The 21,493-nt window shown below is 50.4% G+C and carries 20 protein-coding genes; 10 read left to right on the top strand and 10 right to left on the bottom strand.

Annotation, left to right across the window (positions count from 1 at the left end; genetic code table 11):
• The 4 genes from ABWO75_RS07835 to ABWO75_RS07820 form a co-directional block, all read right to left on the bottom strand.
• On the bottom strand, positions 1-1,137 hold the full coding sequence (locus tag ABWO75_RS07835; protein WP_353184279.1) for an efflux RND transporter periplasmic adaptor subunit: 1,137 nt from the start codon (positions 1,135-1,137) through the stop codon (positions 1-3).
• Entirely contained in the window at positions 1,137-5,471 is a 4,335-nt protein-coding gene (locus tag ABWO75_RS07830) for a CusA/CzcA family heavy metal efflux RND transporter (protein ID WP_353184277.1), read from the bottom strand. The genes ABWO75_RS07835 and ABWO75_RS07830 overlap by 1 nt, the downstream gene beginning before the upstream one ends.
• A 79-nt stretch (positions 5,472-5,550) precedes the next feature.
• A complete protein-coding gene (locus tag ABWO75_RS07825) occupies positions 5,551-5,931 on the bottom strand; it encodes a hypothetical protein (RefSeq protein ID WP_353184275.1) in 381 nt (126 codons plus the stop codon).
• 292 nt (positions 5,932-6,223) lie between these two features.
• Complete coding sequence (locus tag ABWO75_RS07820) at positions 6,224-6,730, bottom strand: anthrone oxygenase family protein (protein ID WP_353184273.1); 507 nt, start codon at positions 6,728-6,730, stop codon at positions 6,224-6,226.
• A 227-nt stretch (positions 6,731-6,957) separates the two neighbouring features.
• On the opposite strand from ABWO75_RS07820, the gene ABWO75_RS07815 reads away from it, so the two are divergent.
• From ABWO75_RS07815 to ABWO75_RS07800, 4 genes are all read left to right on the top strand, one after another.
• Positions 6,958-8,955, top strand: coding sequence for a tetratricopeptide repeat-containing sensor histidine kinase (locus tag ABWO75_RS07815; RefSeq protein WP_353184271.1), 1,998 nt, complete (start codon positions 6,958-6,960; stop codon positions 8,953-8,955).
• Positions 8,948-9,577 (top strand): response regulator transcription factor, encoded by a 630-nt coding sequence (locus ABWO75_RS07810; protein WP_353184269.1) that lies wholly within the window; start codon positions 8,948-8,950, stop codon positions 9,575-9,577. Before ABWO75_RS07815 ends, ABWO75_RS07810 begins: the two co-directional genes overlap by 8 nt.
• A gap of 118 nt (positions 9,578-9,695) precedes the next feature.
• Positions 9,696-10,193 (top strand): hypothetical protein, encoded by a 498-nt coding sequence (locus tag ABWO75_RS07805; protein WP_353184267.1) that lies wholly within the window; start codon positions 9,696-9,698, stop codon positions 10,191-10,193.
• Positions 10,194-10,204: 11 nt separating this feature from the next.
• Positions 10,205-10,882, top strand: coding sequence for a hypothetical protein (locus ABWO75_RS07800; protein WP_353184265.1), 678 nt, complete (start codon positions 10,205-10,207; stop codon positions 10,880-10,882).
• Positions 10,883-10,933: 51 nt separating this feature from the next.
• On the opposite strand, the gene ABWO75_RS07795 is transcribed toward ABWO75_RS07800, so the two are convergent.
• Positions 10,934-11,398, bottom strand: coding sequence for a hypothetical protein (locus ABWO75_RS07795; protein WP_353184263.1), 465 nt, complete (start codon positions 11,396-11,398; stop codon positions 10,934-10,936).
• Positions 11,399-11,574: 176 nt separating this feature from the next.
• Between ABWO75_RS07795 and ABWO75_RS07790 the strand changes: the two genes are divergently transcribed.
• The 4 genes from ABWO75_RS07790 (at position 11,575) to ABWO75_RS07775 (ending at position 14,465) form a co-directional block, all read left to right on the top strand.
• Positions 11,575-11,964, top strand: coding sequence for a hypothetical protein (locus ABWO75_RS07790; protein ID WP_353184261.1), 390 nt, complete (start codon positions 11,575-11,577; stop codon positions 11,962-11,964).
• Between the two features lie 115 nt (positions 11,965-12,079).
• Positions 12,080-12,682, top strand: coding sequence for a TlpA family protein disulfide reductase (locus ABWO75_RS07785; RefSeq protein ID WP_353184259.1), 603 nt, complete (start codon positions 12,080-12,082; stop codon positions 12,680-12,682).
• A 23-nt stretch (positions 12,683-12,705) separates the two neighbouring features.
• Positions 12,706-13,824: a redoxin domain-containing protein gene (locus ABWO75_RS07780; RefSeq protein WP_353184257.1), complete on the top strand. Its 1,119-nt coding sequence runs from the start codon at positions 12,706-12,708 to the stop codon at positions 13,822-13,824.
• A gap of 221 nt (positions 13,825-14,045) precedes the next feature.
• Positions 14,046-14,465 carry a DoxX family protein gene (locus tag ABWO75_RS07775; protein WP_353184255.1) on the top strand — a complete coding sequence of 140 codons (420 nt, stop codon included), beginning with the start codon at positions 14,046-14,048 and terminating at the stop codon, positions 14,463-14,465.
• Positions 14,466-14,512: 47 nt separating this feature from the next.
• On the opposite strand, the gene ABWO75_RS07770 is transcribed toward ABWO75_RS07775, so the two are convergent.
• Positions 14,513-15,523, bottom strand: coding sequence for a GlxA family transcriptional regulator (locus ABWO75_RS07770; protein ID WP_353184253.1), 1,011 nt, complete (start codon positions 15,521-15,523; stop codon positions 14,513-14,515).
• Positions 15,524-15,658: 135 nt separating this feature from the next.
• Between ABWO75_RS07770 and ABWO75_RS07765 the strand changes: the two genes are divergently transcribed.
• Together ABWO75_RS07765 and ABWO75_RS07760 are read left to right on the top strand one after the other, a co-directional pair.
• The gene (locus ABWO75_RS07765) at positions 15,659-16,585 is read left to right on the top strand and encodes an SRPBCC family protein (RefSeq protein WP_353184251.1); all 927 of its coding nucleotides are present in this window, start codon (positions 15,659-15,661) and stop codon (positions 16,583-16,585) included.
• A gap of 222 nt (positions 16,586-16,807) precedes the next feature.
• Positions 16,808-17,605 carry a helix-turn-helix transcriptional regulator gene (locus ABWO75_RS07760; protein WP_353184249.1) on the top strand — a complete coding sequence of 266 codons (798 nt, stop codon included), beginning with the start codon at positions 16,808-16,810 and terminating at the stop codon, positions 17,603-17,605.
• A 322-nt stretch (positions 17,606-17,927) separates the two neighbouring features.
• Here ABWO75_RS07760 and ABWO75_RS07755 read toward each other — a convergent pair whose 3' ends face one another.
• From ABWO75_RS07755 to ABWO75_RS07740, 4 genes are all read right to left on the bottom strand, one after another.
• Positions 17,928-18,137 carry a hypothetical protein gene (locus ABWO75_RS07755; RefSeq protein WP_353184247.1) on the bottom strand — a complete coding sequence of 70 codons (210 nt, stop codon included), beginning with the start codon at positions 18,135-18,137 and terminating at the stop codon, positions 17,928-17,930.
• Between the two features lie 160 nt (positions 18,138-18,297).
• A complete protein-coding gene (locus ABWO75_RS07750) occupies positions 18,298-18,486 on the bottom strand; it encodes a hypothetical protein (RefSeq protein ID WP_353184245.1) in 189 nt (62 codons plus the stop codon).
• A 33-nt stretch (positions 18,487-18,519) separates the two neighbouring features.
• Positions 18,520-20,511: an OmpA family protein gene (locus ABWO75_RS07745; protein WP_353184243.1), complete on the bottom strand. Its 1,992-nt coding sequence runs from the start codon at positions 20,509-20,511 to the stop codon at positions 18,520-18,522.
• 47 nt (positions 20,512-20,558) lie between these two features.
• A partial coding sequence (locus ABWO75_RS07740) for a PorP/SprF family type IX secretion system membrane protein (RefSeq protein ID WP_353184241.1) occupies positions 20,559-21,493 on the bottom strand: 935 nt, incomplete at its 5' end.

The following is a 21,493-nucleotide window of genomic DNA, read 5'->3' as shown; positions in this document are numbered from 1 at the left end:
TTATTCTTCCGCCTGGTTTTTGACTCCCATCAGTACCGTGTATGCACCTTCACCTAAAAACGTCTTCCCCCGAAGCCTTTCACCGTCCACGATTTCCACGAATCCTTCGTCCGCGACTCCGGTCTGCACAGCAAGCAGGTTAAACGTATTGCTATCCAGCACTTCTACGGCATAGGGGGTACCTTCAAAAGACACCAAAGCCTCTTCCGGCAGCGTATAAACCTCATTATTAATCGTTTCTAACACCGCATTTACGTACATACCTGGAGCGATATTTGCCTGATCCGGATTGCGCAGCCGAGCATGTATTGTAGCGGTACCATCGCTGTTGATGTGACTGCCGCGCGCCACCACTTCGCCGGTCAGCACCTGATCCGGCCGTTCATTGGTATATGCGGTGAGTTCCTGTCCAATTGCGATGTGCGGCCAGTCCTTTTCAAACACCTTCAGGTCCAGCAGCACTTCACTGGGATTAATCAATTCAAACAGCACATCGGAAGGCGATACGTATTTTCCCTGATTAACCAACACATTGCCCACCACACCGTCGAAGGGTGCATAAATGCGGACCTGTCGGGTAATATTGGCCGCCGTCAGCTTGTTGGGATCAATGCCGATCAGCCGCAGCTTTTCCTGGAGGGCACTCAAGGTAATGCGCAGCGTTTCGTACTCTGCCGTTGCGGCCTGAAAATTCTTGTCGCTCGATGCCTTATTTTCATTCAGCATGCGTTGCCGTTCGTAGTTCAGTCCGGCCCGCTCAAGTTCGGCCGATGCAATCAGGTAATCTTGCTGCAGTTGAATATACTGGTTGTCTTCCAGTGCGGCCAGCACCTGCCCTTTGCGAAAAGGCTTACCCGGCAATAGGTGGATGCTCCGGACATAACCGCCCAGTGCATGCGATACCGACAACCGGTTTTGCGGAGGCACGTCGGCATTGCCGTTCAGGCGGACAGTACGTCGCATGTTTTTCCGCGCAAGCCGTACTTCATTTCGCTTGAAAGATGCCAGCTGCGCGTCCGAAAGGTGAATGGCTCCGGCATTGTTTTCTGGTTCCGCGGGGTTATTGGATTCCTGTTTCTGTGAACTTCCGCAGCCTGCCCATAACAGGACAGCAAACAGTAAGGGTATTGTTCTCATCAGTTGTTTGATGTAAGGTAATTCAATTGAATAATGGATTCGTTCAGTAGGCGTAATGCCTCGGCGTAGTCGCGTTGGACCTGAATAGCCTGGTTAGTAAGCATCACCCACCCCAGGTAGTCAATTTCCCCGGCGGCAAATTGCTGTGAAGCAGTTTCAACGATACGCCCGGCATTGGGTAACTGCTTTCGCTCGTAACGGTCGACAATGGCCAGCTGTGTCCGGTACTGCGCCTGCATCTGCCGGTATTCCGTCGTCAGCTGGGCCGTTTCCCGCGCATATTCATTTTCCGAGATTGCCAGCTGTGTTGTGCTGGACCGGACCTGTGCTTGCTGCGCGCGCGTAAACACCGGAATACCGATGCCCACTTCCGCAATATCGAACCACTGCGGCCGGATATCCCGCAGGCTCTGCCGGTAATACCCGAGTGTAATGTTGGGGAGTAAGCGCGATTTTTCCAGCTTTAATTCCGCCTTTGCAGTGCCGATACGTTGTTCGGCATATTTTGCTGCAGGGTGTAACCGGACATCCGGAATAGCCGGCAGCTCATGTACCGTTGCCTTGAGCGACTCTGCCTGAGGTTCATAACGTATTTGGGTATTCAGCATCAGCTGCAATTGCAGTGCGGTAATATCAATTTCATTCTGCAGCTGGTTACGCTGCACCGCGAATTGCTCCCGCTGGATCTCAGCCGTAGCCTTTTCCATCGCATTGGATTCGCCTGCCTCCAACCGAAGACCGGCCATATTCAGGAAACCGGCATACAGGCTATCCGCCTGCAGCAACAGCCGTTCCTGTTCACGAAGTACGAGGATGTGATAAAAAATTGCGGTCACCGTCCTACGCACGGTCACTTCATCGAGGTCGCGCTGCAAAACGGCCTCCTCCCATCGGGCATTCCCTACTTTTCGATACCGTCCGTAAACCGTAGGAAAGGCCAGGGTTTGCGATACACCGATACGGGCATCCCGTAAAGGCCCATTCAGCTGGCCGATTTCCGCCGACACATTGGTTTGCGGCACTTCGGCATACCCCGTCCGCCGTTGCTCATGATATGTGGCCAGCAAGGTGCTATGCTTTAATTGGAAATTGTTTTCCAGTGCCGTATCAATTGCCTGCGCCAGGGTAATGGGTGTCTGAGCAAGCGCTCCACTGCCCAGCAGCAGCAGCCCTGCCGTAATAATCAGTTGCTTGTTCATGCGATATTTCCGTTTTGGAAGTTTTATCCTTTCGAATAGGGTATATAGGATTGGCAAAAGAAACAGCGTTAGGAAGGTAGCCAGCATCAATCCACCGATGACCACCGTAGCCAAAGGCCGCTGCACCTCTGCTCCTGACCCTGTACTGATGGCCATGGGTAAAAAGCCCAGTGATGCCACAAAAGCGGTCATCAGCACCGGACGTAACCGGGTCCGGCTGCCGATCAGTGCAATCCGGGTGGTGTTGACCATACCACGCGCTTTCAATCGATTAAACTCGGCAATCAACACAATGCCATTGAGTACCGCCACGCCAAACAGCGCGATAAACCCTACTCCTGCACTGATACTGAACGGCATATCCCGCAGTGCCAGAAAATAAATACCGCCGATAGCCGAAAGCGGGATTGCAGTGTAAATCAATAGGCTGTGTTTTACCGAGCGAAAGGCAAAGAACAGCAGCAGGAAGATCAATGCCAGTGAAACCGGTACAGCAATCCCGAGTCGTGCCTTGGCTTCCTCCAGGTTTTCAAATGTACCCCCATACGTAACATAATAGCCCGGCGGCAGATCCATTTCGGCACGCTCGCGTCGGCGAAGCTCTTCCACAATGCTTTGTACATCGCGGCCACGCACATTAAAGCCTACCACGATGCGCCGTTTGGCATCTTCACGTTGTATCTGATTCGGACTATTCTTAAAGTCAACAGTGGCCAGCTGGTGTAACGGAATCTGCACACCCGCCGGTGTAGGAATCAACAGGTTGCGGATATCTTCCAGGTCAGACCGCTTGGTATCATCCAGGCGGACTACCAGGCCGAACCGCCGCTCTCCTTCAAATACCAATCCCGCACGCTGTCCGGCAAAGGCCATATTTACCACCCGGTTTATGGCAGCAATATCCAGCCGGTTCCGGGCGATTGCCGCACGGTTATATTCGATGACCACCTGCGGCATACCGGTTACCTGTTCTATATACAGATCGGCCGTGCCTTCCACCTGTTCAATGAGCGCGCCCAGCCGCTGGGCGTAGCGGGCAAGCGTATCCAGGTCTTCACCAAAAATTTTGCATACCACATCCTGCCGGGCCCCTGTCATCAGCTCATTGAACCGCATTTGCACCGGAAACTGGAATCCGGCTGTTACCCCCGGCAATACCGACAGGGCGGTACTCATTTTTTCAGAAAGTTCCGGAAACGTCTCGGCTGAGGTCCACTCCTTCTTCGGCTTCAACACCACAATCATATCGCCCGCGTCCATCGGCATGGGTTCCGTCGGGATTTCGCCACTGCCAATTTTTGTTACCACCTTTTCCACTTCCGGAAACTGCGTCTTTAAAATGTGGGCGGCTTTATTGGTATATTCAATGGTTGTATTGATATTACTGCCCGGAAGAATACGTGTTTCCACAGCAAAATCGCCTTCCTCCAATGAGGGAATGAACTCGCCTCCCATCCTGGAGAGGGTAAACACAGCCCCCGCAAACAGTAACACTACCGCGGCAATGATGGTTTTTGGCATCCGCAACGCCCTGATCAGGTACCGTTGATGCACCTGTTCTATACGGGCCATCATCCGGTCGGAAAAGTTAGGTCCTGTATTTTTGCGTTTACCCAGTACAAGGGCACTCATCATCGGAATGTAGGTGAGTGAAAGAATAAATGCGCCAATCAGCGCAAACGCCACGGTCTGCGCCATCGGCTTAAACATCTTTCCCTCGATGCCCTCTAGGGTAAAAATAGGCAGGTAAACAATGAGGATGATAATCTGCCCGAATACGGCGCTGCTTACCATCTTGGAAGCCGAACGGCTAACCTGAATGTCCATCTCCTGCGGTGGAATCCGATGGTGCACTCCGAGTTTTTTATGATGCGACAGCTGATGCATGACTGCCTCGACGATGATGACCGCGCCATCCACGATCAGTCCGAAATCCAGCGCGCCGAGGCTCATCAGGTTGCCCCCTACGCCGAAAATATTCATTAGAATAATAGCAAACAGCATCGAAAGCGGGATAACCGACGCCACCAGGAATCCGGCCCGAAAGTTACCGAGAAAAAGTACGAGGATGAACACCACGATCAGCGCACCCTCCATCAAATTGGTCTTCACCGTACTGATGGTATTGTTAACCATTTTGGTGCGGTCCAGAAATGGTTCAATGACTACACCCTCAGGCAGTGTTTGCTGAATGGTTTCGATGCGTTCTTTGACATTTTTGATTACCTCATTACTGTTCGCGCCCTTCAGCATCATCACAATGGCACCGGACACCTCACCTTCATCGTTGTAAGTCATGGCGCCATACCGGGTAGCATAGCCGATGGTTACTTCGGCCACATCCCTGATCAATATGGGTGTCCCGCTGTCCGTAAACGAAACGGCTACATTCTCAATATCCGCTACGTTTCCGATCAGCCCTTCACTTCGGATAAACAGTACTGCCGGTCCCCGTTCAATGTACGCACCTCCTGTATTCTGGTTGTTGTTTTCAAGCGCTTTAAATACATCGTGGATGGTAAGACCGTAGGCTTGCAGCCTATTGGGATTCACCGCAATCTCGTACTGCTTCAGTTTACCGCCAAAGCTGCTCACATCCGCCACCCCTTTTACACCGAGCAGTTGCCGTCGGACAATCCAGTCCTGAATGGTGCGCAATTCCGTTTCGTCGTACCGGTCTTCATAACCCTTTTCGGGCCGAACCACATACTGGTAGATTTCTCCCAGGCCGGTCGAAATCGGTCCCAGTTCGGGCGTACCGATTTCTTCAGGGATGACGTTTTGCAACTGTTGCAGCCGTTCGGCTACCTGTTGCCTGGCCCAGTATACATCGGTATCATCGTCAAAAACGATTGTCACCAAGGAGAGGCCAAACCGCGAAAAGCTACGGATTTCGTCAATCCCGCTGATATTACTGTTCGCCTGCTCAATGGGAAAAGTAACCAGCCGCTCGATATCCGCGGCACCGAAGGAAGGAGCCACCGTAATCACCTGTACTTGGTTGGTTGTGATGTCGGGCTGCGCGTCTATGGGCAGCCGGGTGGCTTCGTATGTTCCAAATATAATCAGGGCTAATGTAAATAGCCCGATGATGAGTTTATTCCTTACGGAAAACTCAATAATCGAATTAAGCATGTTAACGTTAGTTAGTCAGTCAGTTACATGAAAAATATGCCCAGCCCCTGTGGGGGTTCGGCTTGCTATAGGAAACTGATTAACTGTGTCTTGGCGGTTGCCAGATGGAACGGAGGTAAGCGGACACGAGATCGTCGTCCTGATGGGTAAATAAGGGTTTGCCATGTGGCAAAACCAGGTGTGAAAAGTGGAAATGGATGAAATTCGGTGTCAGGCTCGCTGAAAGCGCCAATCCATCCATCAGCTGCATAAACGGCAGCTTCATATCGGTCGCATAGTCTGCATCAGGTTCATGTCCACCATAGTGATGGATCAAATACCCCAAAAAAGACATGCCGTGATCCTGTTCCTGATGTTCTGCGAAATGTTCAATCAATATGGGCAATTTCAACAACTGAAATAACTCTGTCGTTGATAAGAGGTAAGTAGACAAGAAAAAAATCGCCAGCGCTTTTTTCATCGCGCCAAAAATAGTAAGATTTAACAGGATCATCCGCAAACGACCCTGTTAAATCTCCTATTTGTTACATTTCACTGCCACTGTCTATCTATTTTTGTAGCCGCCAAGGGATTCTATAAAATCAGACTACCAGCATCCGGCCAATGGCAGAAACTAACCCCTTTGTAATATGGGATACATCAACAAATACGGTCAAAGTAAGAAACCGGCTTGCTATTATCCAGAAAGCATTTATCAAAACCTGACTGTCCGGAAGCGGAAGGTTACTGTGCGGTTATGGTATCCCGTCGTGCTATTTTCCGACAGCGACGCCTTCAGGGCGATATATACATGCCACCACGGCAAGTACCAGTGACACGATTGCAGCAATCGTCCGAATGGAATTCAGCCTATTCCATGGCAGCTCGAAGCCAGTCCGCCATGCCGTCATATCCACTGCAGAAGCCGTTTGCAGGTCAAATTTATCCAAAGCGTTGTTCAATGGTACATTCCCGAATATAGTAACGCCAAACACCCCTATTGCGTAGGTTACAGCGGCAGCCAAAAGCAGGTGGGCGCTCAATGATATACCGGTGCGATACTGCAGCCAGGCACTAATTGGCAGCAAGACAAGCGTTCCCATAAAACTAGCAAAAAACACTGGATTCAATATCTCACGATTAATAGATTGCATCGCGCTAAGATAGTGCTGGTCGGAAAGCTTTCCCAGTCCCAGGTTCACGGAACATGCATAAGAATAAAAAAGGCCGGCAATCAACGCCGTAGTGATTAACGTGATAGTAAGTATGAAGTCTTCCATGGTCATTATTTTTTTGTTAATTGGCAAAACAGCGACAGGATCTAGCCCAGTTGGCATTTCACATAGCTAAAATCGTGCTTCTTTTCCATTTTTCCTGATTTTGGAAATCTGCACAAAACACCGTTGTAATGGCCATTCCTACGGTTTCATAAAAACCTCCTAATTATAGGTATTTATGATTCAGGATTAATTGGAGATATTTGGCTCTCCACATTTAGTCTGGTATTATGAAGAAATTGGTCTTCTTATTGTTTTTTCAGCTTTTCCTTATCACTGCTCATGCCCAACTTATCGTCAAACTGGGCAACGACAGTAGCTATAAAAAAAATCTGGAACAGGAATTTGCCAATGCCACCAATGATAGCATCGCAGCCTATTCGGCGTTAAAGCTATCTCAACTCTATAAACGTGCTGGCGACACCAAAAAAATGCAATATTACCTTAGTGAGGGTACCGCACGCGCTAAAGGGAATGCATTTATGGAGGCCGCCGTTCATTATTATACCGCCTTTTCATTGTTCGGCGGAACGGATATGACGACCATCGAATCGCATTTACATACCGGAGATTCACTACTCCAGCGGTTCAATGATCCGGAGGCGTATAGAATCCGGGGCAATAGCTGGCTGGTGCTGGGTACACTTGCACAGATGCAAGGCGATGAACCAGGCGGATTGGATGCCTACCTCAACCATGCGTTGCCGCTTGCCGAGCGGTCGGGTGATCGTTTTCTGATCGCTAACGTCAACAAATTTATCGGCATCGTATTCCTGAATGCCGAGGAACGGAAAAAAGCCGAAAGTTACCTAGTACGTGCTTTGGCTGCTTTTGAGCAAACATCCCATGAGACGCAGCCCAATAAACCAGAAGCCATCGTAGAGGTTACGATTATTCTCGCTGAAAACAGCGTCCACCTCAACCAGCTGGATCGCGCAAAGGTTTATCTTGACAAGGCGAAAAAGCTGCTCGACCCGTATCCGCAATCCAATGCATACCTATTTTATTATTTTCCCGAAGGCGTATATTTTGAGCGGATGGGACAATATAAACAAGCCATACGAAGCTTCGACAAGGGAATTTCCATGGGGGGCGGAAATCTCGAAAATTACTATGTAAACCGAATGAAATACGGCAAGTTCGAAACCCTACTGAAAATCGGGGATTACCCGGGCGCCATCCGGGTAATGGAAGACCTGCTGAAAAGCCCTATCCTGCTACCATTGGACAAACGGGTATACATGGAGAAACTGGCCGATGCGCATGCCCAAACCGGCAATATGCGTGAGGCGTATAATTGGATGCAGAAAAATGCGGCCTTCCGCGATAGCATTTACGGCGCCAATTACCAAACCAGTCTCATCGAACTGGAAAAGAAATATGAGGTGGCCCAGAAAGAAAACGAAATCATTACCCTTGAAGCTGAAAAGCGCGCCAGTGATTACGCTGCAAAGACTGCCCGGTTCAACAGCTTATCTTGGGCCATTGGCTGCGCTCTGCTGTTGGCTGCTGTTGGCTTTCTGGTTTATTTCCTGCGCAACAGCAGCAAGCTCGCCGCACAAAAAGAACTCAATCATGAACAACAGGTCAGGGAGCTGGAACAGCAGCAAGAATTGGCGGTAACACGGGCAATGCTCGAGGGCGAAGAACGGGAACGCCAACGTATCGCCCGGGATTTGCATGACGGACTTGGCGGTGCACTTTCGGGCATTAAGATTAAGCTCTCCGGACAACGGGAGACTCCTGTAACACCGGTTGTTGAAGAAGTGATTGGCCAGCTGGAGCATTCGATTGGTGAGCTCCGGCGCATCGCCCGGAACATGATGCCTGAATCACTTGTACGGTCGGGACTGGAAGTGGCCTTACGCGATCTCTGTGTTTCGCTGGCAAATGCTGCAACAGATATCGAATTCCAAGCAAACGGAATCCGGCGCACACTTGCCATCGCCATTCAAGTAAATATTTACCGCATCGTACAGGAACTGCTCTCCAATGCGATCCGTCACAGCCAGGCTAGCCGTGTCATCGTACAATGCTTACAGGAAGATGACCATTTCCTGATTACCGTGGAAGATAACGGACGCGGATTCGATACCACAGCAGCAAAGCAAGCCCAGGGCATTGGATTAAACAATATTCATAACCGTGTAGACTATCTGAAAGGTAGCATGGAGATGGATTCGGCAGCCGGGCAGGGTACAACGGTAAACATCGAATTGCATGTCTAAAAACAACAAAATAATAGCGGTGGTAGATGATCATCCCATCGTGATTGAAGGCCTGAAAGCATTATTCAGCACATCGTGCGGTGACGATATCCTATCGTTTACCACTGCTTCTGACTTCCGGTCATTCATTGAGCAGCATCAGGTTGATGCCGTATTGCTGGATATTGCATTGCCGGACGGCAATGGCGTAGACCTATGTAAAGAAATCAAACGAATAAGCCCGCAAACCGTTGTCGTCGGATTAAGTAATCAAGCCGAGCAGAGTACTATTTTACAGCTGCTGCAAAACGGGGCTTCGGGTTTTTTGCTTAAAAGCGCACCGGCAACGGACATACTGAGTGGTATCGATGCCGCCATGCGAGGCGAGGTGGTTATGAGCAACGACGTAAGGCAAATCGTCTTTTCTGTCGCTGCCACACAACGGCAGCTGCCGTCCCTTACCAAGCGTGAGAAGCAATTGCTCCAGCTTCTGGCACAGGGTAAAACCACGATCGAAATCGCTGATGAATTATTTCTCAGCCGGTTCACTGTCGATACCTACCGAAAAAATCTCCTGCAGAAATTTGAAGTGAAAAACGCGACGGAGCTGGTAACCCTCCTGCTTCAAAAAAACATGCTGTAAGTCTACTTTCCAACGTATACCCTAACATTAGGAGGTACAAAACCCCGAATATTCGGTATTGTGACGCGCATCCGGCCAAACTAACTTTGCGCCATTTATAACATCATTCAACAAACTTATGAAAAGATTTATCCTACCCTTACTGCTTTTGGCTGTTAGTTTTTCAGCCAGTGCCCAAGATTACAAAAACTCAATCGGTATCCGGCTGGGAAGTGGTTACTACGACTTATTTTCAGCATCATTCAAAACATTTATCAGCGAACCCGCAGCTCTGGAATTCAACCTGGGTTTCGATTCCGATAAAGTACTGGGTACCGGCTTTACCAACGTTTCGTTTGCCGGTACGTACCAGCATCATTTTCCCATTGGCGATGTCGCTGGTTTCAAATGGTTTGTCGGCGGCGGTGCAGTATTGTCCAATACTTTTTCCGATATCGATGCTGTCAAGGGCTTCAACGTGGGTATCTATCCTACGGGAGGACTTGACTACAAGTTGCAAAAGGCACCTTTTGCCTTCTCAGCAGATGTCCGTCCAACCATACATATCGTAAATTCAGCTGGATATTATAATGGCTTTTATGCCAACCTGGGCTTAACAGCGCGCTACGTATTTTAAATCAAAAAATCATGAAGACGCGGATTTCCAACCAGCTATTCCTACTCCTTCTACTTACACTGGGTCTTACATTCAATTCCTGCTCAAAAGACAAGGATGAACCTATACCCGACGAGGTTGCCGGACAGATTCCCGGTTTCGGGGAGGCTGAAGGTGAGCCCCAGGGAGCAGCCTTTTCGTTGCCCGATGGCGTGCGGCTGGAGAGCGATATTCTTGGAGAATCCTGTGATACTACGCTGAGCCGTGGCAGTGGATACTATGTTACGGTTTGTGTGGGACTGGTAAATGAAACTAACGAAGATATCACGTTGGTACTGCCGGCGGGATTGGTTCTTATTGCCCAAGATAAAGATTATCAAAGCGGGATGTTGCTGCAGAGCACAACGATTGTGCTCAAGAAAAAGGCGGTTACCCGCTGTACTTTGTTTACGTTCTGCGCCAATAATCACCGTTCGTCGTCATCACGGAATTGTGCCTACACATTGGGGCCCGTTACCAATAGCAGGTTAGTCGGTGAACTTATTGGACTGCTTCAGGACAAGCGCATCAATGCCGAGGATTACGGAGATGATGAAACAGGGTACATGACTACGGTAAGCACCGTGCAAAGTGCACTTTGGAGCATTACCGATGGTTATGGTTTAGATGAATATTATAAAATGGCCCTTACTGAAATACCAAATAAGTAGGGATCGACGATATATTCATACCGGACAGGGCGGACTCATTGTCCGCCCTGTTTAGTTAATCGCCTTTTTCATCCGCTTCACCAGTGTTTTCATCGCTGCCTTACCAAAGTTATAGCCAATCATCCCTTTTTCACCAACCTGAAATGGCTCGCAACGCCAGCGCTCTTGCTTTGAATCATCGTGCAGAACAGCTTCTACAACAGCTGCCCTGCGGTTGAATACACTAAAGGAAGTCAACATTCCTTCTTTTACATAGTCGACATACACATCGAGTGTCAGCGTAGCCTCTTCCGGACTGGCAGCAATAGTAAAATACCCCCAATCCTCCAAGCCTTCCTGCAACGCTTCACGCAGGTCCGGTACGCTGTCTTTCAGTTGTGAATCCGAATGCTGCACAATATACACCGAAGTGCCGCGGGGGATGTCAACGGACTGTGCGTAAATCGGAAAGGCGAGGAAACTTAGTGCGGCACATAAGCAGCATAATGGGAGAGGATTGCTTTTAGTATATAACATGGCATTGCATTAATGGTATGCAAGCAAAGTTATCGCATAACGACGGGCAGCGCAATCCCGGAAACCCAGTATTTTTCAGGGGTTTCCGGGATTTTTTGGTTACTGCATTGGAAGGTCATCAAACAGTTTTAAAAATTTCCGTACTTTTGTGATAATTGCATAATAAAGGTATAAGCATGCACAAACAACACACGGCATTTTTCCATCAAACGGGGCTACTCGCCCTATTCGCCGTGCTGTGTTTTGCCCTGGTTGCTTCTTGCCCGGTAAAACGCCTTATTTTTGATCTTCCTTCAATGGGCAGTAACGGGGCACAACAGTCGGTACACATGGTGCACGCCAGTAATGTTAAACCCTGCGCCGCGGATAACACCGCCAGCTATATTTCCCGATTGGATCTCCGGCAGTACGGTATTAATGCGCTGGCCAGCCTGCTGTTTCTAGCAATTCCCTGCCTCCGCTGGAATCCAGCGACACAGCTGATTACCCTTCTTTTTTACCGATACCGGAACCGCTCCGCCTCTCAAATCCCGCTGTTCCTGAAAAACAGCATACTTCTCTTATAGCTTCGCGTACCCATAGAAGACCGCTGCCTTATGAAGTTTCAGCGGTCCGGTTAACCGCTTTTTGGCCGGTAGTTTTCAATACTGCCGGTGTCCTTACGCTTTTGCAGCTATGATCATGAATATTAAAAAACACTTCACCGTATCCAATGCCATCAGCGCCTTAATGGTTCTCTTTATACTGGCCATGGTCGCTTTTCCCTCATTCAAAGGAACGGTAATGCAGCAACTTCTGAAAACCGGTCTTTTTTCACCCGACGTCTCCGGCAGCGATGGTGGAAAACCACTCACCGGGTTTCTACCGGCCGAAACCGCATCCATCCAGTTTAAGGATCCGCAGGGTCGTATTGTTTCCTTAGGCGACCAGCGGGGCAAGGTGGTATTTCTTAATTTCTGGGCTACCTGGTGCCCGCCTTGCATCGCGGAAATGCCTTCTATCCAGCAATTTTACGATCGGTTTGGTGATGACGAGCAGGTCGTATTCCTGCTGGTCGATGTAGATAACAAGCGTGCCGGGGCCGAAAAGTTTATGCATAAACATAGCCTTACGCTGCCGGTTTACACCCCGGCCGGACCGGTACCTGACACGTATATGGGCGGATCCATCCCCACCACGCTGGTACTCAATAAATACGGTCAGGTAGTCCTAAAACACGAAGGCATGGGCGACTATTCCAATCCCAAATTCTACGCCTTCATCACTGAGTTAATTAACGAATAACAACCCCATTAACTATGCAAATCATGAAACAGTCCTTGTTTATCGCTGCCATCGCGGTGCTCTTTATCAGCCTGTCCTGCTCCAGTACAGATGGCCAAACCCAGGCCCCTTTCCGCCTGACGGGCGAAGTTTTAAATCCAGAACCGGACCGGATAGTTCAGCTGTACGAAGGGGAAACCCTCGTAGACTCTACGGTACTGGACAGCAAAAACAGCTTTGCTTTTGAACGTAAAGTTGACGAACCAACGCTCTTTACCCTGCTGGTCGGACCCCAGGCCTATACCCTGCTGTTACAGAACGGCGATGAATTGACATTCCGGGCCGATCTGGCCGAGGACGGCAACTACGAAGTATCCGGTTCGGAAGTCAACACCAAGCTGCAGGCGCTGACCCGCATCAGCACAGCGCTTGAGGAAGAACAGCAGGCCATTATGGACGAGTTTGAAAACCGGGTAGGGGCCGGTGAAGACATGCTGGCAGTCCGCACGGAACTAACCGCCAAAAGCCAGCGGTCGCTGGATGACCGGGCCCGTGAAATCTACGATTTTTCAAATGAAAACCGGGAAAACCTCGCCGGATTGTATGGCATGCTCCTGCTGTTCAACGTGGACGCTGAGGGATACGAGTCCGAGCTATTCGACTACGCCGAAGAAGCAGGAGCACGTTTTCCCGAAAACACCATGGCACAGAATTTTTCCGAACACCTGGGCAGCATGAAACGGCTGGCCGTCGGTCAGCCTGCACCGGATTTTTCCTCCACCACTCCAGAAGGGAAAACCGTGCGCCTGTCTGACTTTCGCGGTAAGTACGTGCTACTTGATTTCTGGGCTGCCTGGTGCACGCCCTGCCGCATCGAGAACCCAAATATCGTAACCCAATACCATGCATTCAAGGACAAGGGTTTTACCGTGTTCGGTGTATCGCTTGACCGGACCCGGGAAGCCTGGGTAAAAGCTATTGCCGAGGATCAGTTGGAATGGACACAGGTTTCCGACCTGAAAGAATGGAACGGCGAAGTTGCCCGGCTGTATAACATCAACGCCATTCCGGCCTCTTTCCTTGTTGGTCCGGATGGCAAGCTGGTAGCCAAAAACCTCCGGGGTCCGGATTTAGCCCGTTTCCTTAGCGAAACGCTGGATTAACGCTTGTCACACCCGCCCTGCCGCATGTTTACGGCGGGGCGGTCCATGGCCGGATCCATAGCATATAGCGGAGGTTATCCCGGGCAGCCGGCTCAGTGGAATCGCTGAGTTTTCAACAATTATTTTACATACCGGGTATGTACTTAAGCGGTATATTTGATACATGTACGGGAGAAACACAACGCTTTCCTGTCATCAACAACAATTATATCCTAAAAAACATGAATTTACTCCGCATTGAACTACCCTCCCGATTGCACGACTACGGCTTGCTGATATTCCGCCTCGCCTTTGGATTCTGCATCCTGAATGGGCACGGTTTACGTAAACTCGGCCGGCTGATGGGGCCCGAAGAAATCCAGTTTGCCGATCCTTTCGGATTTGGTGCCGCCGCCTCGCTCGGATTGGCCACTTTTGCGGAAGTAATCTGTGCCATACTGCTGATGCTGGGACTGTTTACCCGGCTCGCGCTGATTCCGCTGATCATCGTCGTTAGCACGGCGTTTTTTACTGTTCATTTTGATCAGACATTCAGTCAGCAGGAAACCGTGATTCTGTTTGGATGTGCTTTCATCGCCCTGTTCCTTACCGGACCCGGACGTTTTTCACTGGATGCCCTCTTTTTCAGAAAGACCCGCTAACTGCTTTCTCGCGGTATCCCCGAAGCGCCGGTGCAAGGCACGTTTTTTCATTTGCCAGCGGTCAGCTTACCGGTAGAGGCCTCCCGATTGTACCTGTTCCGGTATTCAAGGGGCGACATACCCGTCAGCTTTCTGAACACCTCCCGGAAGGCCTTTTCATCGGCATAGCCCGCCTCGTACATCACCTCGTTGATCGTTTTCCGGGTCGTTTCAAATGCTTTCTTCGCCGATTCGACCTTTACCCGCTGTAGGTATTCCGCGGGCGTATTCCCTGTAGCTTTTACAAACCGCCGATCAAAGTTCCGCCTCCCCACAGCAAACCGCTGTGAGAGGTCGCCCATGGATATTTTCGTCCGGAAATGCGTTTCCATATATTGCTGTGCCTTTCTGACCATTTCATCATCATGTGTCTTCTGACCGGTAAAAATAGCAAAGACCGACTGCGTCTGCCGGTCTATTTCTACCTGAAAAATCTTAGTACAGTAAATCGCCGTCTCCCGGTCGTAATACTTTTCAACCAGGTACAGCAACAGGTTTAAGAACGAATAACCACCTCCGTTTGTGTAAATGCCATGCTCATCGGTAATTACCTGTTCCGTCTTCAACTGCACATTTGGGAATAGTGTCCGGAAATGGTCCGCTGAATTCCAGTGGATGGAACAGCTCCGTTTTTCAAGCAAGCCGCTCGACGCCAGCATAAAGGCTCCCGTACACATGCTGGCCACTTCTGCACCATTTTTATACTGTTCACGTATCCAGTCGGTCAACACCGTATTTCCCTGCTTAGCCTGTGTAAACCCGGGAGACAGCGAGGGAATGAGGATCAAGTCCGTTCTCCGCAGCGAGGCAATGTTTACCTGTGGCTTTATGGTGAGCAGCCCATTGATGAATGCTGCTTCGTCGGCCACACCGGCTGTTTCGATCCTGAACAGCGCCTCTTTTCCCTGCTTCTGCCAATAATCGTTGGCACCGGTAAATAATTGATAAGCCCCTACAATGCAGGCCACCGTGCTGTTTGCCGTTTGTACATCCGGCACGAGTATAGTCAGGTGTTTCATACATACAAACCTACGATGTTAAGCTGTCTAAATCAACCCGTCATAAAGTCTATTTTACCCCCGGTTCCCGTATATTTCTATCCCTACTTTTGAATTGCAAATGGATATATCAGTTTATAACCAACGATTTAACTCATGGAAAATCAACATTTCAACACGGAAATTACCTTCAACGCTACTCCCCAACAGGTATTCCAGGCCGTGAATCAGGTGCGGCGGTGGTGGTCCGAAAACATCACTGGCGATACCGACAGGTTACACGGCGAATTCACGTACCGCTATCAGGATGTACACCATTGCCGGATCCGCATCACCGAATGGGTTCCCAATGAAAAAGTAGTGTGGCATGTGGTTGACAACTATTTTAATTTTACCGGTGATCCCCGCGAATGGACCGGCACCAATATCATTTTCGAGCTTTCCGAAAAAGACGGAAAAACCCACCTACGGTTTACGCACCAGGGACTGGTGCCATCGTACGAATGTTTCCAGGTCTGTCACGATGCGTGGACGCATTATATACAGGGCAGCTTGGCGGCATTGATCCGGACGGGTCAGGGTAGTCCTACACCCAAAGCCGCTGAAGCCACACTTTCGGAAGCCCTGTCCGCAAATCCGGCACCGGCGGAACACGCAACCACAAGCATCTGGCACCGGCTGCTCATTGAAACCCCGGTCGAAACCATCTATAACGCACTGACCACGCAGGAAGGCCTGGCAGGCTGGTGGACGCCCACAACCCATGCCGAACCTGTGGTTGGCAGCACGTCCACGTTTACTTTTACAGACTATGTGAAAGAAATGAAAGTAGAGGAGCTTATCCCATACAGCCGCGTAAAATGGCGCTGCATCACCGGATTTGCCGACTGGATAGGCACCACGATAACGTTTACCCTGGAACCCCGGTCCAATGGCTCCTTATTATTTCTCCGGCACGAAGGATGGGAAGCCTACACACCGGACTTTGCATCCTGCACCTATGACTGGGGCATGTTCCTGAGAAGCCTGAAATTCCTTTGTGAAACCGGAAAAGGCCTGCCCTATCCGCATCAATATGAATAAGGTTGCGTACTGTGTATGCAGCAAACTGTCCCGAAGCGCTTCATATAGTCGGATTTAAATCACATTCTAATAACGCAAACCTGCGGAGCCTTTCAATTCGCTTCGCAGGTATCGCTATTTTTTTTGCAACATCCTTTCTGATTATTTTCTATATTTGCTTGGCCCGGCGGCCAATAACGCAATTAAACCACCGCCTTCACTTCTCATCCTAACTTAACTAAAATGGCGGGCCAACCTGAAGATTCTGCTTTGCTGATCCAGATCGGCAAAAAACTACGGCAAGTGTATGTTCCAGGAGGCAACTGGCGCATTCCTGACGACGTCACCCCGCAGCTGGAGATGCTCGACCGGCTTGCCTGGCAAAGCAATCGGATGTATTCCCTGTTTGATTTCTCGAAACCCGATTACCTGTATTACAGCAGCAACCTTTCGGTTCTCATTGGTCTGGAGGCCAGTGCTGACAGTCCCCTGAAATGGGACGCACGGTATCTCAGCGTTGTCCAGAACCGGAAAAGCATTTCGGATTTTATCACCATTCGCCAACAGCTGCTTCAATCGGTTCCGGCACGCATGGGTGCTTTACCCCTTTCGTCGGTATGTGGTGGTACCATCGTCAATCTACGCAACCAGCGGATGCGTCTGCACTACCGCTGTACGCCGCTGGTCATGGACGATGCAGGAAACGTGATGCTCAGTTTCGATTACCTGGAGGACATTACCCCCCTCATGACATCCACCGAGGGTTACTGGATGCGTTTTCTCATAGGCGAACATACCACTTACTGGCACTCTAATACCCGCAGGATTATCCGCAAAGACATCATTTCACCCCGTGAAAAAAACCTGATCTCCCTTTGGCGTCACGGGCACTCTGTTGCCGAAATTGCGGAAATCGCCTGTGTAAATCCGCAGACCGTCAAAAACCAGTTAAACACGGTTCGAAATCGCCTTTTTGCCCGTGACAACACGTCGCTCGCCCAACTATGCACCCTCACCGGCTTGCTTGAGCCTGCGTTCTGATTGTTTTTGGTATGGTATACTATTGTTTCCATCGGTTTAAACCGATAGTATTGTATGGCTTTTCCGATCCAAGTACAGACGGATAATACATACGCACTTATTTCCAACCTGATCTGTAAATGTTCTTATTTGTTGTGTCTCCCCCACTACAGGTCATTACCGGCAGCCTACCATCCATGCGCAATCTATCGCTTGGCACCCGCTGCCGGTTCTTTATTTTCATAAAATCGCTCAACGCATCTGTTAAAAACGCCAGCAGCAGGCATGGCATCCTATCCGTCCCGGCTAATGGAACAACCAGCCCCACCGGGTATTAATACCGTTATATCGTTAAAATGATATCCTGAAACCGGCGGATGCGAACCTCTCCCCTAAATCCATCGTCAAAATATTCACTTACTTTCAGCCTTACGCCCTCCCGTATTTCGTTGATGTCTTCGCCAAAAACCACCATTCCGATATTACCTTCCACGGCAACAAGGGAGTTATCGTCTCCGTCCAACACAACGAATATAAGCTCGTCTGTTTTCATGCTTAACATTTTAAGATGACTGTACGCCGGGTAATCCATACCAGGCTGTACACTGCGCTGGGGTATTGTCATGTTCTAGGCGTTAATGTTACTGTCGTATGCGGCCGGCGGTCTGTGTATCCGATGCCATACCGCGAAAATGATGTTACTCATAGGTTGCTTATACGTGAATAAAACGAATATCCCCTTTATATTCACCATCGTAATACTCATCCACCTTAAGCACCACGTCGTTCCGTATTTCGTTAATGTCCTCGCCAAAAACCACCAGTCCGATATTATCTTCAACGGCCATGAGGGAATTATTCTCTCCTTCCAGCACCACAAATATGAGTTCGTCTGTTTTCATGCATAAAATTCTAAGATGACTTCGCATCCCGGCCTAATACGCCAGTACGGTTACCTCCGTCCGCCTGTTGGCCTGGTGAGCCTCACGGGAGCAGGTTACCCCATTGCCACAATCATTCACCAGCCGGGTTTCGCCGTAGCCCTTCGCTTCCATACGTTCGCGCGCGATGCCCCGACTTACCAGGTAATCCACTGCAGCCTGGGCTCTTCGCTGGGATAACGCCATATTATAAGTGTCACTGCCCCGGCTGTCCGTATGGCTCGACAGTTCGATCTTCAATGTCGGATTGTCGCGCATCGTACGTACCAGTTCATCCAGTATCGCAGCAGCATCCGGCCGGATGTTATGCTTGTCAAAGTCATAGTAAATATTCTCCAATTCAAATGTATCCCCCACCTTAAATACCGGTTCCAGCAGCAACGCAGCCTCCAGCGTGTCCGATTTCGAGATACCTATTGTACTTACGCTGGCCGAGTCGGCGTGGTAGCCCTCCTTTTGTCCGAGCACCGTGTAAGTCTGGTTGCGGTCCAGTACAAATTCGAAAGTCCCCGAACCGTCGCTGCTTTTCCGGGCGACAATTTCCCGCCTTCCGTCAAACAGCGTCACAGCTGCTGCCGCGATGCGGTCGCCCGTCTGTTTGTCCGAAGTGGTACCGCGTAAAATGATGATGATCTTCGGCTTTTCATAGGTAAACGAATAGATATCGTCATTGCCCTGTCCCCCTTTGCGGTTGGAGGATAGGTAGCCCGCCAGACTTTCTTCTCCATCCAGTGTAAGGACATAAGCAAAATCATCGCCCGACGAATTAACCGGATACCGCAGGTTCCGCGGTTCCGTCCACTGCCCCCGGCTACCGGTTGACTGAAACACATCCAAACCGCCCATGCCTGCAAAGCCATCGCTCGAATAATACAGCGAATGGTCAGGGCCGATATTAGGGAACAACTCATTGCCGCCGCTATTAATCCGTTCGCCCGCATTAATGGGTGCGCCCCAGCTTCCATCTGTCTGTTTTTCGCTGAACCAGATGTCCGTACCACCCTGCCCTCCCGGCATATCACTCACGTAATAGAGAATATTGCCGTCCTGGCTAAGTGCCGCATGCCCAAGTGAATATTCCTGCACGTTGTTATAAGCAAAAGGCTCGGCCGACCACGTGCCATCAATATTGCGTGTGTAGCAGTACAGTTCGAGGTTACGCGTCAGGAATTTCTGCCGGTCTTCCCGGGTCCGCTCTCCTTCTCTGCCCGGGTAGGTCCGGGTGATAAAAAGCGTGTTGCCTGTGGCGTCTGCGGCAACCGGACCCAAGTGATAGGATGCAGCATTGATTTCCCCTACCGCCAGGGCCGGATTCGTCAGCGTATTATCGTCGGAGCGGTCCGCCGTATAAATTCGGAGGAACGAATTACCCGTCCAGCCATATGTATCTGTTCGCCGCATCGCGCCTTCCGGTTCGGCGGCATAGTATACGCTACCGTCCATGGGAAAAACCGCAAATTCAGCCCGCAGCGTATTTACCCCTTCGTTGCGCAGTTTATGGACGGTCGGATCAGCCATCCACACCAGCGCCGAGTCACAACCTGCAAGCTGCACAGCAACCCGGTCGCCATCGCCCGTCTCGGAAGCATAGGCCTCCAGCTGATTACGCGCTTCGGCGTATTTGCCATTTGCCTTCAGCACCTCGCCATAAACAATCCTGTTTTCGGCAGGGCTTTCCCCGTGCGCAACCACGCGCGCATACCAGTTTTCGGCCGACTCATAATCGTTAAGCTTCAGGTAGCTATCCGCGAGGCGTTCCAAGTCGTTCAGCCTCGGCCGCTTGGTATCCACCAGTTTCGTATACAGCGGTATCGCATTGGCATATTCATATTGCCTGTAAAGCTGCTCGGCACGATCGCGGAGGCTGGGCTGTTCCTGCGCGCAGGCTCTTGAAAGCATCAACATGACCAGTGTCAGCAGCGTGACTAATCCAAGGGCGACCATCGAATAGATTTTTACCCATGTCCCTGATCTCCTATCTTTCATTTGGATGTAATTATTCATTCCCATTATATTTCAGTAGGCGCTATTTGTCAAAAAAACCGCGGACTCAGCAGCCGGTTACTCCGCTGTCCGAAAGTGATACCCAGTGTTATTTCGTGCGAGCCATTCTGTACGCCGCTCAGCTGGCTCAGGATGTAGTCGTAAGAATAGCCGATCCGGAACGACTCGGTGGCATACAGTTGGGCAATGGCCGAAACCGAGTTCAGTCCATTCAGGTTGTTTCCGCTGAACCGGTTGTATTCCCGCTCGAACACAGCAACACCTGTACGCCATCCGCCACCGATCCAGAACCGGTCGCCGAAAATAAACATGGCATTCAGGTCGAGGCTCGTCGGCCCCTCGAAGTCTTCCTTCACCAGTAGGCTCGGCCGCAGTTTCAGGCCTTGCGCCAAGTCAAACAGTGCTCCACCGATAAAATAAAAGTGCCGTTTGCGGCGCAGGTTATCGGTGGTGGTATTGTCCCACCGGAAGATGTTATTGCTCTGGTCGCCCGAAAGCAGGTCCATCACCGATACGCCCGCATACCAGCGGGGATTGTAATAATAGACGCCAAACCGCACGTCCGGGATGAAGCTGTTAATCTTCCCCGGGGGGAGCAACTGATCGTTTCCGTCATTCGGGCGCAGCACGCTGCCATCCAGTCCATACTGTGTTACGCCGGCACCGATGCCGAAACTTAACCGCTGCGTATCCTCATCATTCAGCCGTAGCCGGAATGCATAGTTCAGGTATGCCGAGGAGGCCGTCTGCGGCCCCAGTCTGTCGGCTGTCAGCTGCAGGCCTACCCCATGCCGCTTATTGCCGGGATCCACCACCCCATCAACGGACAGCGCCGCTGTCTGCGGGGCACCCTCAATACCCACCCACTGGCTGCGCAGCCCCAATTGGCCGAACCATTCCTCCTTATACCCGGTGTAAGCCGGGTTCACGCTCATCGAATTAAAAATGTACTGCGTAAACTGGA

Source organism: Parapedobacter lycopersici, from assembly GCF_040395035.1.
GTDB lineage: Bacteria > Bacteroidota > Bacteroidia > Sphingobacteriales > Sphingobacteriaceae > Parapedobacter > Parapedobacter lycopersici_A.
This window is presented reverse-complemented; position numbering and strand designations above follow the sequence as displayed.